The following is a 13,927-nucleotide window of genomic DNA, read 5'->3' on the forward strand; positions in this document are numbered from 1 at the left end:
GCGGAACAATCAGAACATGCTGAAAGAAAACGATATGCCGCAAGACGACCGCCCTTTGCTGCGCGTGGTTGCCGGCGTTGTGTTAAACGGGCAGGGCGATTACCTGCTCGCTTCGCGCCCCGAAGGCAAGCCTTATGCCGGATACTGGGAATTTGCCGGAGGCAAAGTCGAGCCGCAGGAAAGCGAACTGGATGCGCTGAAACGCGAGTTTGAAGAAGAGCTGGGCATTCATATCCACCATGCAACGCCGTGGTTAACCAAAATCCATATGTATGAACACGCGCATGTCCACCTGCGTTTTTTCCGCGTAAAAGCAGGCGATTGGTCGGGCACTTTGCAGGCCAAAGAAGGGCAGAGCTGGTCGTGGCAGAAAGCGGGCGATTTTACCGTGTCGCCTATGCTGCCGGCCAACGGGCCGGTGCTCGCTGCATTGGCCGTACCGACCGAGCTGGCGGGCAGCGCCGAAACAGGTTTTACAGGCGAAAACCGTATGGGCGATTATCGTGTGGTGCCGTTTGCCATGTGGGAGCCGGCGCACAAGCATTGTTTGATTGGTGCGGAAGCTTTGAAACACTACGGCAGGCGGCCGCAGGTGGAAAGTTTGTGGGTGTTGGTTGAGAATGCCGAACAGTTTGCCGGTGCGCCCGATGCCGATGTGGTGGTATGGCGCTCGGCATGTGAGGAGTCGGCCGAACGGGTTTTACAGGTATTGCGGGAAGGTGTCGGCGTGCCGTTGGTGGTGTTGGCAGAAGAATGCCTGTCTGAAAAATACCGTTCGGCCTGGTTGGAAGCAGGTGCACATGCCGTGGTAAACGAGCGGCAAACCGGATGGGCATAGGACGGCAAATGGATAAAAACAAAAAGTGGATGATGATAGGTGCGTTGCTGCTGGCGTTTGCCGCGGTAAAACTCGGTATGCTTTATATTTGGAACAAGCGGCAGCCGCAAGCGCAAGACGTGTCGGCGCAATGCGATGTGCGCAAAGGCTGCGTTTTGCCGGGCGGCGCAACCGTTAAATTCAGCGAGCCGCTCAGTGCCAAAGCCCCTTTCAATATCGAAATCAACCATGTACCGCAAGATGTTCAAAGCGTTTACCTCAGCTTCAGCATGAGCAATATGGATATGGGGTTTAACCGCTATGATCTGAAAAAACAGGCCGGCGGTGTGTGGCGTGCAGAAAATGTCCGGCTGCCGATATGCACGGATAACCGACACGACTATCTGGCGGATATCCACATCAACGGCCGGGTTTTTCAGACAGGCTTTACCGCCGAATAAGGATTATGCCTATGCCTGTCTGAAAAAACAGTGTGTTTTCAGACAGGCATTTATTCTATACAATTCCAAGTGAAACCATGCTATGAAAGGAAACCGCTATGATCGGTCAGAAACTGTTTGAAGAAGTGAGCGCAAAAGTGAGCGAAACCATTGCCAACAGCCCGGCAAAAGACGTTGAAAAAAACGTAAAAGCCATGCTCGGCAGCGCATTCAACCGCATGGATCTGATAACCCGTGAAGAATTTGATATCCAGCAGCAAGTGCTGATTAAAACCCGTACCAAGCTGGCCGAGTTGGAAGAGCGCGTAGCCAAGCTCGAAGCAAGCCTGTCTGCTTCGGCAGAACCGGCACAAGCCGCCCAACAAACCGATACATCCTCAGAAGGATAAGCCGTTCATGTCTTTGGCGGTGGTTTACAGCCGTGCATTAAGCGGTATGGATGCGCCTTTGGTCGAAGTGGAAGCCCATTTGGCCAACGGTTTGCCGCAATTCAATATCGTGGGGCTGCCGGATACGGAAGTGAAAGAAAGCCGCGACAGGGTGCGCGCCGCCATTTTGCAAAGCGGCTTTGACTTTCCCGCTGCAAAAATCACCGTCAATTTGGCACCTGCCGACTTGCCGAAAGAGTCCGGCCGTTTCGATTTGCCGATTGCGCTGGGTGTATTGGCGGCTTCCGGCCAAATTCTGCAAGACAAACTGGCGCAATACGAATTTGCGGGAGAATTGGCTTTATCCGGCGCACTGCGCCCGGTTCGCGGCGCGTTGGCAATGGCTTGGCAGGGGGCACAATCGGGCAGGTCTTTCGTATTGCCTGCGCAAAATGCCGTGCAGGCTGCCGTGATGGACAGCATTGCCGTGTTCGGAGCCGAAAATCTTGCACAAGTGGCCGCCCACTTAAACGGCGTCGAGCCGCTAAGCCAAACCGCAGCACCTGAGCGGCAATGCCTGTCTGAAAACACTGGCTTGCCCGATATGCGTGATGTCAAAGGCCAGCATACAGCCAGATTGGCTTTGGAAATAGCCGCAGCGGGCGGACACAGCATCCTGATGGTTGGTCCGCCCGGTACGGGTAAATCAATGCTGGCGCAAAGGCTGCCCGGCATTTTGCCGCCTTTAACCGACGACGAGTTGGTTTCTGTGTGGACATTACGTTCCCTATTGCCGCAACATCTGCAAAATCTCAGTACGCAACGCCCTTTCAGATCTCCACATCACAGCGCCAGCGCCGTTGCATTGGTTGGCGGCGGTTCGGACCCGCGCCCGGGTGAAATTTCTTTAGCGCATCAGGGCGTTTTATTTTTGGATGAATTGCCGGAATTCGACCGCAAAGTGCTGGAAGTGTTGCGCGAACCTTTGGAAAGCGGCGAAATCCATATTTCCCGCGCTGCCCGACAAGCAACTTATCCGGCCAAATTCCAGTTGGTCGCCGCTATGAATCCCTGTCCTTGCGGCTATTTCGGCCATCCTGTCAAACTCTGCCGCTGCACGCCCGACAGCATACAGCGTTACCGGGATAAAATTTCCGGCCCGCTGCTCGACCGGATTGATTTGACAATAGAAGTGCCGAGTATCCCGGCAGGAGAATTAACGCAAATTCAGGCAGGAGAAAGCAGCGAACATATTTTGCAGCGCGTTATGGCAGCGCGCAGCAGGCAGTTGGGTCGGCAAGGGAAAACCAATGCCCAATTAAGCGTTACTGAATTGGACGAAAAAGCGATGATCAGCGAAGAGGCAAAACAAGCTTTGGGTGATCTGATAGACAAGCTTTCTTTGTCTGCCCGCAGTTTTCACAGAATTATGCGCGTAGCCCGTACTTTAGCTGATTTGAATAATGATGAAACGGTTAACCGGCAGCATGTATTGCGCGCCGTCAGCTTCCGGAGAGCCTTATAGTAAAAATATTATGTAAGCTAAGGTAAAACGGGTTAGGCAGCTGCCCTGATATTTTGTTAGAATAAACGGCTAATTTATTGAAGGCTATCGGCCGGATTTCCGGCTTTTAGAGAACCAGAGAATCTTAAAGGTATCGTAAATGAATGCGAAAAAACAATATGGAAAAGGTTTGTCCGGCTTTTTTGTGGGGCTGTTACTGGCCACAGCAGTTATTGCCGGGGTGCTGTATTTCCTGAATAAAAACGGCCAGTCTTCCGTGAAGGAGTTGCCGAAAGTCGAAGAGAAAAAAGTACCCGAACCAGAGATTCTTGTGCCCGGTTCCACTTCAAGTTCAAGCGCTTCTGCAACAGGAGCCGGTTCTGCTTCACAAACGCAAGCCGACCGCACCTCACTTGAAACAACAGTTTCTGAAACGACCCAGCCTAAAGATACGCCTGCTACGGTAGAGCAGACTGAGAAAGATAAAACTGCGGAAGCGCCGCAAACCACGGCCAGCGAAACTGCAAAAGAGTCTGTAACGCATCCGCCTGTTATTGTTGCGCCACCTAAACCAAAGGTTTCCGTTGAGAAGGAAAAAGCAGCAAAAGAAGCTCAAAAGCAAGCTCAACTGAAAAAACAGGCTGAAATGAAAAAAGCGCAAGCCGAACGCGCGAAGAAAGAGGCCAAAACCAAAACCGAGCCTAAAGTGCAACCCACTCCCGAGCAAATTCTGAACAGCGGTAATTTGGAGAAAGCCCGTAAAGAAGCCCAAACCGAAGCGCGTAAGAAAGCGGAAGCCGATGCCGACAGAAAACGTGCGGAAGATGCTTTGAGCGGCCGATCCGGTTCGGATAAACAAAGCAGCAAAACATCTTCGCAACCGAAACAAGAAAGCGGCTCTGCCAAAGGCGGCAAAATGATTATTCAAGCCGGTTCATACAATAACCAACAGGCGGCCGAAGTTCAGCGCGGAAAGCTGGCAATGGCCGGAGTCTCTGCAAGTGTTGTGGAAGCAGAGGTAAACGGCAAAACGGTCTACCGTGTTCAGACAGGCGTTTTGAGCGGATCTGAAGCAGCTGCGGCGCGTAAGAAATTACAACAGCGCGGGATAAACCATTTTGCCCGCTCTGTGAAATAAACCAAGGAATATTACTTATGAAAATGAAAAAATTCGTGTTAGCGGCAGGTTTGGCGTTTGCCATGGTTACAAATGCTTCTGCTGCCTTAGTTGAAGGTCAGGATTACAAAGTTTTGGAAAAGCCTGTTCCGCAAACACAGGCTGACAAAATCGAAGTTTTGGAGTTTTTCGGCTACTTTTGCGTACATTGCTATCATTTGGATCCTGTTTTGCTGAAGCAGGCTAAAACTTGGCCAAGTGATACTTATCTGCGCTCCGAGCACGTAGTTTGGCAGCCTGAAATGCTGGGATTTGCCAAAGTGGCTGCCGCGGTGAATCAGTCCGGTTTGAAATACCAAGCCAATCCGGTTGTATTCAAAGCGATTTATGAGCAGAAAATCAATCTGGCAGATTCCGCAACTTTCAAAAAATGGGCAGCAGAGCAAAAATCTTTTGATGCTCAGCAACTGATTGCCGCTTATGACTCTCCGGCCAATCAGGTTGCTGCGGAAAAAATGGCGAAACTCACTGAGGAATTCAAAATCGAAGGTACGCCTATCGTTATTGTGGGCGGTAAATACGAGGTAAAATTCAACGGTGATTGGCAAGCCGGTATGAAAACAATCGAAGGGCTTGTTGAGAAAGTACGCAAAGAGCGCGGAATGGCAGCGCCGAAAAAAGCGGAAAGCAAACTGAAAAGCAAAGGTGCTTTTTTCGCCAAAGCGGCCAATCAATAAGCGGGTTTCTTGATGGGATTAAACATAAACCCATCCTTTCAGGCAGTCTTTAAGGCTGCCTGTCTTCATTATCAAGATTGTCGGGTTGATTTGTGATATAAATGCCCGTTTTTAGATTTAGCGAGCGATGTGGCCGGAAACTTAGTTATTTCAATGATATTGGTTTGAATTGCACCAAAATCAGGTTCCTGCTACGGCTAAATATTTCAATAATCGAAATTGAATCATTAAAAGGAAACAGGCGGACTGCCTTTGCTGGATATGGATATTGTATTGTTACTTAAGGCCCTGATTTTAGGGATTATTGAAGGTTTAACCGAATTTCTGCCGATTTCGAGCACAGGGCACTTGATTGTGTTCGGTAATCTGATGGATTTCAACAGCAACGGCAAAGTGTTTGAGATTGCAATCCAGCTGGGTGCCGTGTTGGCGGTAATTTTCGAATACCGCACGCGTTTCAAACATGTGGTGACTTACGCCGGTAAAGACAGGGCGGTTAACCGCTTTGTGGTTAATCTGATTATTGCTTTCATTCCTGCCGCAGTTATGGGCTTTTTATTCAGTAAACAGATTAAAACCGTATTATTCAATCCGATCAGCGTAGCCACCATGCTGGTTTTGGGCGGATTCTTTATTTTATGGGTTGAAAAGCGGGCTAAAACCCATCAGCCGAAAGTAACCAGTGTGGACGACATGTCGCCCAAAGATGCTTTGGTGGTAGGGTTGGCGCAAATTTGTGCGTTGATACCGGGCACTTCGCGCTCGGGCAGTACGATTATGGGCGGTATGCTTTGGGGGCTGGATAGAAAAGTGGCCACGGAATTTTCATTTTTCCTGGCGGTGCCGGTTATGATTATGGCCACTACTTATGATGTTTTGAAAAATTATAAATTGTTCAGTTTGCAGGATATAGGCTTGATTGCCGTGGGTTTTGTGGCCGCATTTGTTGCCGGCTTACTGGCCGTGAAAGCCCTGCTTAAATTTGTGAGCGCAAAAAACTATGTGCCTTTTGCGTATTACCGCATTATCTTCGGCGGATTGATTTTGTTAACCTGGAAAATGGGTTGGGTGCATTGGACATTGGATTAATATCTTCGCATTGAATGTTGAAATGCCTGTCTGAAAATGAATATGTAACATTTTCAGACAGGCATTTTTATATTGGGAACTCAATTTGCTGTTTCAGTGTGCTGTTTGGGCATTTTCAAACCGAAAGTCTTAATATAGCTTTGTTCGTCCAATTCTTTTACGGTGATACAGAAATTATCAATGATGATGCGGTCGCCCGACACCGGAATATCGCCGAAGCGGGCGCGGAATAAATCCACGAGGCTTAAGCCGGCTTCCTCTTCTTTGACGGTGATGCCGTAAACCTGTGCCAAATCGCCGACTTTGACTTCGGGGTTCAGAATAAATTCACCATAGAATTGCTGCTCGGTTGCATGGTCTTTAAGGTCGGCAAACTGTTCGGCAAAGTCATCGCCTTTTTCTTCGGGCAGGATATACCATGCAATATCGCCTTCCTGCATTTGGGTGTTCATGCCTACCTGCACCGGTTTCCCGTTGCGGATAAGTGCAAACAGGCGGCTGTCGGCGAATTCTTCCGGGCGGGTCATCACATAGGGGTGGCTGTTTTCCGCTTCCGAGCCGGAGGACACTTTAAACGACTGCAAGCCGACCGAAAGGTTACGGGCAAGCCAGATTTCGCGATAGGAAAGCGGTTCCGGTTTGGGTGGCAGCACCACTTCCAGCTTATTGGCCAAATAAGGAATGGTTGTGCCTTGTATCAGCAGGGAAAGAATTACCACGGCAAAGGCAACGTCAAATAACAACTGGGAATTGGGTACGCCCATCATTAAGGGCATGATGGCAAGCGTAATCGGCACGGCGCCGCGCAGGCCTACCCAGCTGATGTAGGCGAGTTCCCGTTTGCTGTAATGAAACCATTTGATGGATGAATATACGGCCAACGGGCGGGCTATCAGCATCAGAAAGCCTGCGATAACCAAAGCATCCATGCCGTGTTCCAGCAAGCGGGAAGGGGTAACCAGCAAACCGAGCACCAAGAACATCGCGGCTTGTGCGAGCCAAGCCAGGCCGTCCATCACATTCAAAACGTGTTCGACCGAGCTGTTGCGTGAGTTGCCGATTAGCACGCCTGCCAAGTAAACGGCCAGAAAGCCGCTGCCGCCGCTGAGGTTGGTTACCGAAAACACCAGCAAACCGCCCGAGGCAATCAAAATGGCATATAAGCCTTCGGCCAGCCGGATTTGGCCCAACATGAAAGCCAAAGCTTTGCCGGCCAGCCAGCCGAACAGCAGCCCCAAACCGAGCTGCAAAACAAACATTTGTATAATGGAGAAGAAACCGGTGGTTTCGGGCTGCATAATCAGATTAATCAGCACGCTGACCAGCAAAATCGCCATAGGATCGTTGATACCGCTTTCCAATTCCAGCGTGGCCTGAATACGGGCGTTCAGGCGCACGCCGCTGTTGCGCAACAGGGAAAATACGGCGGCGGCATCGGTTGAGCCGACAATGGCGGCCATAAGCAGGCCGAGCTTCCAGTCGATGCCCATATAAAAAGTGGCGAAGATACCGAGCAGCGCCACGCCTGCCAACACGCCCCAGGTTGCCAAAATGGAAGCCGGTTTGAGCGCGATTCGGAAGGTTTCGAATTTGGTGCGCAGTCCGCCGTCAAGCAGAATAATTGCCAAGGCCATCTGGCCGACAAAAGTGGCGCCGGTAAAACTGTCGAATTTGATGCCGCCGATGCCGTCTTCCCCGGCCAGCATGCCCACGCCGAGAAAAGCAAGCAATAAGGGCATGCCCACCCGTGCGGAAATGCGGCTGGCGATAACGCTGACAAACAGCAAAAGTGCGATAACAAGGAAGAAAATATTAAGCGAGTCCATGAATTATTCTTGTATCAAACGGTTGCAGATGCCTGTCTGAAAAAATTCAGACAGGCATTGTTATTGTGTGTGGTCTTTATCTTTAGGCTGCCCCGAAGGCTGCCGCGTTTCTTTGATGACTTGTCCGGCGGCCTGAACTGGGAACAAAAGGCTGAGCGGATTTGCGCGGATTTGCGCGATGACGCTGTTTAACAGGTTGCGGAAGCTGTCGATACGCGCATCACGCGAACGCAGCGCCACCCAAAGCGTTAAGGTAAAGCTCACCCACAGGTTGACGATGCCGATCAGGAAAATACAGACCAGATAAAAGCAGAACATGATCGGATTGGTCAGATCGCTTGCTGCGGCATAGGCGATGTTGGCCGATGAAAACGCCACATGGCGGATATCCAGCGGCAGCCCGAGCAAATAGCCGATATAGCCTGTGCTGCCAAGCATCACGCCGAAAATAAAGTTACCCATAATCGCGCCGTAATTGTGGTGCACATAGTTGGCTAAATAGGCGCGCCATTTTGCGGGCAGTATTTTCACCAGAAGGGGGTGTTGGTTGAGGCGGTGGCGCAGATGCAGATAGTCGGCCCGGTTGTCGAAGAAGCCGGAAATAATGCCGGAGCAAAACAGCCACACACCGGCAATCCCGGCGTAAATCAGAGAGGGCTGGCTCAAAGGCAGAACGGATTTAAACTGCTTCTGCACGCTTTCGGCATCAAGAATCGGCATGCCTGTCTGAAAATAATAAACGGCGGCAATCAGCATAGACAAAAGCATAGCCACGCTCACATTGCCGAACACGGCCACACCTTGTGAGCGGATAACATCTATCGACAATTTGGCCAGCTTTTGGTCAACGGCTTTACCCGAGTCGTTGCGCTCCACCTGTTCGGCAATGCTGGAAGCGGTCATCGCGGGCTGCTTGGTGGCTACCGTGCAGTGAATCATGTGGATAAACACAAAGCCCAAGCCGTAGTCGAGGCTGGAGAAAACAGCATATTGCAGCTTGCTCAGCCCCATCATGCCGAGTTTGAGTTTCAAAAGCGCCATGAATGCGATAACCGCGCCGCCGCCGGCAGCCGCACGCAGCATGCTGAAATATTCGCTGCGCGAGCTGGTGATGTATTTTTCGCCGCGGTAACTGGTGTTTTGACTGATGCTTTTGGCCAGCATTTTTACGCTGCGCCGCCACAGCAGGGAGGTGCTTTTTTGTTCGGCGGCGGAGTAGGCCATCGCCTGTAAAAGCTCTATCAAATGCCGCTGGCGCGAAGGATTGTCGGTAGCGGTTTGGATGGTCAGCAGCATGGTTAGCCGGTTGAGCGACTGCTCGAGCCGCTCCAGCAGGTGCGATACGGCGATGGAAGAGCCTGTGCCGGCGCATACGCCTTTTTTACGCAGCCTTTCAATATGGGAACGGGATTGTTCGAGCATCACTTGCAGGTGTGCGTCATCAAACATTTCCGGCTTTTCTTGCTGGTAATGGTCGATTAACAGGGTTACTTCGCGCTTGAGGGCGATAAAAGAAGAATCCACTTCCAAAAGCTTGGGGTCAAGCCGCATCAAATCGGGGTCGAGCTCTTCGGCGGCAATCCAAATCGACAGCATTTCAAGCGCATGCAGGTTGGCATGTTGGAAATTGCGGCGTGTTGCCTGCAGAATGTTTTCGGGTGTGTGCTCCGCCAGCAAATCGTAGAGCCGCAGCCATTGGCGCGGCGGAATGGCTTCAAGCCATTCGATGTCGCTGCTGCGGTAGAAAAGCTTTTCAAACATGTTTTTAATGCTGCGCGGATCGTGGGGCGGCGGGCTGAAGCGGTCGTAAACGCGTTTGCCCAATTCTTTGCCGAAGCCTTTGCGCGAGAAAATCCCGAGTGAAACGAGTGCGGGATAGATATGGGTGTTGTTGAGCCAGCGGTAGAATTGGATGCCTATTTCTCTTGCCGTTTCAGGGTGGTCGGAGAGGGTTTGCAGCAATAGGTCCATGCGGGCGGCTGCGCCTTTGCTTCCGCCTTTGCGCAGCCATTGGGTAACGCTGGTAAGGACGCTGCCGATGTTGTTGAGCCGGGCAAGCTCTTGCAGCCAATCGGAGATATTCTTTTTAGGTAATATGGTTTTGTACATTAATTGTTTAGATAAATGTGTTGTGTCGGGTGTAAGGATAACAAAAAAACGGCGCGCGGTCTCAGCGTGTTGATATTTTAAGGAATGCCTGTCTGAAAAAGCGGTTCAGACAGGCATTGTTCGGGCGGGCGAACCTTCTTAAGCCTGTTCCGACTGTAAAGTGCGGCGGCGGCGGGTTTCGCTCAGCACCATGCCCGTGCTGACCGATACGTTCATGCTTTCAACCGTGCCGAACATGGGAATCGACACCAACATATCGCAATGTTCGCGCGTGAGGCGGCGCATGCCTTCGCCTTCGTTGCCCATCACCCAGGCTACGCTGTCGGGCAGGCCGCAACGGTATAAATCCGAATCGCCGCCTGTATCGGTACCGATAATCCAGATGCCGTATTCTTTCAGCTCCCGCAGGGTGCGGGCGAGGTTGGTAACGGTGATGTAGGGCACGGTTTCGGCGGCTCCGCAGGCCACTTTGCTTACCGTGGCATTCAGGCCGGCGCTGCGGTCTTTCGGCGCAATCACGGCGTGCACGCCCATCGCGTCTGCCGTACGCAGGCAGGCGCCGAGGTTGTGCGGGTCGGTAATGCCGTCGAGAACCAGCAAAAGCGGCGGCTCGCTCAGGTTTTCCAACACATCTTCCAGATGCACATGGTTTTTCGAAGCATCGATAAATCCGACCACGCCTTGATGGCGCATGCCTTTGCTGAGCTTGTTCAACCGGTCGGCATCGGCAAAATGCACGCGCACTTTTTCATCGGCGGCTTTTTGCAGCACATCGCGGGTGCGCGCATCGCTTTTGCCTTCCTGCACATAAATTTCCGTGATGCTTTTCGGGTTTTGCCACAAGCGTGCGTTAATGGCATGGAAGCCGTAAATCAATCTTTGATTAGACATGAATATTTCCTGATGTTTTCAGACAGGCATTGATACACCAAATGCCTGTCTGAAAAAATAAAAGGTGAAATCAGCGGCTGTGTTTTTTGCTGCCGAACCAGATAAAGCCCGCTACGCCCAGCACAATCATCGGAACGCTCAACCATTGGCCCATAGACAAGCCCAAAGTCAGCAAGCCCAAATGGTCGTCCGGTTGGCGCGCATACTCGGCAATAAAACGGAAGATGCCGTAGCCCGCCAAAAACACCATGGAAACTTGGCCGGTAGGGCGCGGTTTGCGCGAAAACAACCACACAACCACAAATAAAGTCACACCTTCCAGCGCAAACTGATAAAGCTGGGAAGGATGGCGCGGCAACATGCCGAATTGTTGGAGCCAGGCCATATACTGCAGATTATTGGCCGCCAGTTGCGCATCTTCATAAGCGGCTTGCGGAAAACCCATCGCCCAAAATGCCGAAGGGTCGGTAACGCGGCCCCACAATTCGCCGTTGATAAAATTACCGATGCGGCCCGATGCCAAGCCCAGCGGCACGAGCGGCGCGATAAAATCGGTAACCTGCCAAAAGCCTAAATTTCTGCGTTTGGCAAACAACCACATCGCCACCAATACACCCAAAAATCCGCCGTGGAAAGACATGCCGCCTTCCCAAATTTTAAAAACCGAAACCGGATCGTTGATGTATTCGGAAAATTTGTAAAACAGCACATAGCCCAAGCGCCCGCCCAAAATCACGCCAAACACGCCGTAAGTCAGCAAATCGTCGAGCATTTCTTTCGTGAAAACCGTATGCCCCTGCTTGATGCGCAGTCGGCCGAGCAACATAAACAGAATAAATGCCAAAACATAGCTCAGCGCATACCAGCGGATAGCTATAAATCCGAAATCTATCGCGGCGGCATTGAATTGCGGGTGGATCATCATAATAAAAACAAGCCTTGCTTATAATATTTTTCAGGCAGGCATTATACTGGAAATGTGCAATGCCTGCCTGAAAGCTTGCAACGCACATTTCTTAACGCCCGCCTGCGTTTGGTATAAAATAAGCGGTATTTTTTACCGGTTTATACAAACAGCCCCCCGCGGCACATACTAAAACTTTTTACGAAGGACACCACCATGCCAGCTTACCGCTCCAAAACCTCCACCCATGGCCGCAATATGGCGGGCGCACGCGCTTTATGGCGTGCCACCGGCGTAGCCGAAGAAGATTTCGGCAAACCGATTATCGCCATTGCCAACTCGTTCACCCAGTTCGTGCCCGGCCATGTGCATCTGCACAATATGGGGCAGCTCGTGGCGCGCGAAATCGAAAAAGCGGGCGGTTTGGCCAAGGAATTCAACACCATCGCTGTGGACGACGGCATTGCCATGGGCCACAGCGGTATGCTCTACAGCCTGCCCAGCCGCGATTTGATTGCCGATTCGGTGGAATACATGGTCAACGCGCATTGTGCCGACGCGCTGGTGTGCATTTCCAACTGCGACAAAATCACCCCCGGCATGCTGATGGCCGCCATGCGCCTGAACATTCCCACCGTGTTCGTTTCAGGCGGCCCGATGGAAGCGGGCAAGGTAATCGGCGTGGCCAACATCACCGACACCCGCAAGCTCGATTTGGTCGATGCGATGGTGGATGCCGCCAACGATGCCGTATCCGACGAAGAAGTGGCGGCAGTAGAACGCTCCGCCTGCCCGACCTGCGGCTCCTGCTCCGGCATGTTTACCGCCAACTCGATGAACTGCCTCACTGAAGCCTTGGGCTTGTCGTTGCCGGGCAACGGCTCGCTGCTGGCCACTCATGCAGGCCGTAAAGAACTGTTTTTGGAAGCAGGCCGTCTGATTGTGGAAATTACCAAACGCTATTACGAGCAAGACGACGAGAGCGTATTGCCGCGCAGCATCGCTACCAAAGCCGCGTTTGAAAACGCCATGAGTTTGGACGTGGCGATGGGCGGTTCCACCAACACCGTGCTGCATCTGCTGGCCGCCGCTAGCGAAGCGCAAGTGGATTTCAAAATGGCCGACATCGACCGCATCAGCCGCCAAGTGCCGTGTTTGTGTAAGGTCGCACCGGCCACGCAGAAATACCACATGGAAGACGTGCACCGCGCAGGCGGCGTGATGGGCATTCTGGCCGAACTCGACCGCGCCGGCTGCCTGAAAACCGACGTTTCCACCGTTCACGAAAAAACCTTGAAAGACGCGTTGGCGAAATGGGACATCACCAACCCCGCCAACGAAACCGCACATCAGCGCTACAAAGCCGCACCGGGCGGCGTGCGCACCACCGAAGCCTTTTCGCAAAACAGACAATGGCCTTCGCTCGACCTCGACCGCAAAAACGGCTGTATCCGCAGCAAAGCACATGCTTATTCGCAAGACGGCGGTTTAGCCGTGCTGTTCGGCAACATCGCCGAGCGCGGCTGCGTGGTAAAAACCGCCGGCGTGGACGACAGCATTCTCAAATTCACCGGCCGCGCGCGCGTGTTTGAAAGCCAAGATGCCGCCGTGGCAGGCATTTTGGATAACCAAATCGTTGCCGGAGATATTGTGATTATCCGCTACGAAGGCCCGAAAGGCGGCCCGGGCATGCAGGAAATGCTCTATCCCACCAGTTATCTGAAATCCAAAGGCTTGGGCAAAGCCTGCGCCTTGCTCACCGACGGTCGTTTTTCAGGCGGCACTTCCGGCTTGAGCATCGGCCACGTTTCGCCCGAAGCGGCGGAAGGCGGTGCCATCGGTTTGGTGAAAGAGGGCGACACCATCGAAATCGACATTCCTAACCGCAGCATCCGCTTGGCCGTTACCGATGAAGAATTGGCCAACCGTCGCGAAGAAATGGAAAGCCGCGGTGCCAAAGCATGGAAGCCCGAAAGCCGCGACCGCCACGTTTCCGCCGCCTTGCGTGCCTACGCCGCCATGACCACTTCCGCCGACACCGGCGCGGTGCGCGATGTGAGCCAAGTCGAGCGCTGACTAACATTCAGGGCAATTAGAAACAGTT

At 52.3% G+C, this 13,927-nt stretch carries 12 protein-coding genes; 8 read left to right on the plus strand and 4 right to left on the minus strand.

The window, feature by feature from the left end; genetic code table 11:
• Nucleotides 1-16: 16 nt before the first annotated feature.
• The 7 genes from EL143_RS08330 to EL143_RS08360 all read left to right on the plus strand — a co-directional run bounded on the left by EL143_RS08330 (nt 17) and on the right by EL143_RS08360 (nt 6,093).
• Nucleotides 17-838, plus strand: a complete 822-nt coding sequence (locus EL143_RS08330) for an NUDIX domain-containing protein (RefSeq protein WP_269471228.1) — start codon at nt 17-19, stop codon at nt 836-838.
• Between the two features lie 8 nt (nt 839-846).
• Nucleotides 847-1,278, plus strand: coding sequence for a hypothetical protein (locus EL143_RS08335; protein WP_085417308.1), 432 nt, complete (start codon nt 847-849; stop codon nt 1,276-1,278).
• Between the two features lie 98 nt (nt 1,279-1,376).
• Nucleotides 1,377-1,667: an accessory factor UbiK family protein gene (locus EL143_RS08340; protein WP_085417307.1), complete on the plus strand. Its 291-nt coding sequence runs from the start codon at nt 1,377-1,379 to the stop codon at nt 1,665-1,667.
• Between the two features lie 7 nt (nt 1,668-1,674).
• On the plus strand, nt 1,675-3,171 hold the full coding sequence (locus EL143_RS08345; protein ID WP_085417306.1) for a YifB family Mg chelatase-like AAA ATPase: 1,497 nt from the start codon (nt 1,675-1,677) through the stop codon (nt 3,169-3,171).
• Nucleotides 3,172-3,310: 139 nt separating this feature from the next.
• Nucleotides 3,311-4,288, plus strand: a complete 978-nt coding sequence (locus tag EL143_RS08350) for an SPOR domain-containing protein (protein ID WP_085417305.1) — start codon at nt 3,311-3,313, stop codon at nt 4,286-4,288.
• A gap of 17 nt (nt 4,289-4,305) precedes the next feature.
• Nucleotides 4,306-5,004, plus strand: coding sequence for a thiol:disulfide interchange protein DsbA/DsbL (locus EL143_RS08355; protein WP_085417304.1), 699 nt, complete (start codon nt 4,306-4,308; stop codon nt 5,002-5,004).
• Nucleotides 5,005-5,265: 261 nt separating this feature from the next.
• On the plus strand, nt 5,266-6,093 hold the full coding sequence (locus tag EL143_RS08360) for an undecaprenyl-diphosphate phosphatase (RefSeq protein WP_085417303.1): 828 nt from the start codon (nt 5,266-5,268) through the stop codon (nt 6,091-6,093).
• A gap of 80 nt (nt 6,094-6,173) precedes the next feature.
• On the opposite strand, the gene EL143_RS08365 is transcribed toward EL143_RS08360, so the two are convergent.
• From EL143_RS08365 to lgt, 4 genes are all read right to left on the minus strand, one after another.
• Nucleotides 6,174-7,919 (minus strand): potassium/proton antiporter, encoded by a 1,746-nt coding sequence (locus tag EL143_RS08365; protein WP_085417302.1) that lies wholly within the window; start codon nt 7,917-7,919, stop codon nt 6,174-6,176.
• 60 nt (nt 7,920-7,979) lie between these two features.
• Nucleotides 7,980-10,028, minus strand: coding sequence for a site-specific recombinase (locus tag EL143_RS08370; RefSeq protein WP_085417301.1), 2,049 nt, complete (start codon nt 10,026-10,028; stop codon nt 7,980-7,982).
• A 138-nt stretch (nt 10,029-10,166) separates the two neighbouring features.
• On the minus strand, nt 10,167-10,919 hold the full coding sequence (gene rlmB / locus EL143_RS08375) for a 23S rRNA (guanosine(2251)-2'-O)-methyltransferase RlmB (protein ID WP_085417300.1): 753 nt from the start codon (nt 10,917-10,919) through the stop codon (nt 10,167-10,169).
• A 70-nt stretch (nt 10,920-10,989) separates the two neighbouring features.
• A complete protein-coding gene (lgt, locus tag EL143_RS08380; protein WP_085417299.1) occupies nt 10,990-11,844 on the minus strand; it encodes a prolipoprotein diacylglyceryl transferase in 855 nt (284 codons plus the stop codon).
• Between the two features lie 195 nt (nt 11,845-12,039).
• Here lgt and ilvD point away from each other — a divergent pair, with 195 nt between their 5' ends.
• Nucleotides 12,040-13,899: a dihydroxy-acid dehydratase gene (gene ilvD / locus EL143_RS08385; RefSeq protein ID WP_085417298.1), complete on the plus strand. Its 1,860-nt coding sequence runs from the start codon at nt 12,040-12,042 to the stop codon at nt 13,897-13,899.
• Nucleotides 13,900-13,927: the final 28 nt, after the last annotated feature.

The organism is Neisseria canis, assembly GCF_900636765.1.
In the GTDB taxonomy this organism is placed as follows: domain Bacteria; phylum Pseudomonadota; class Gammaproteobacteria; order Burkholderiales; family Neisseriaceae; genus Neisseria; species Neisseria canis.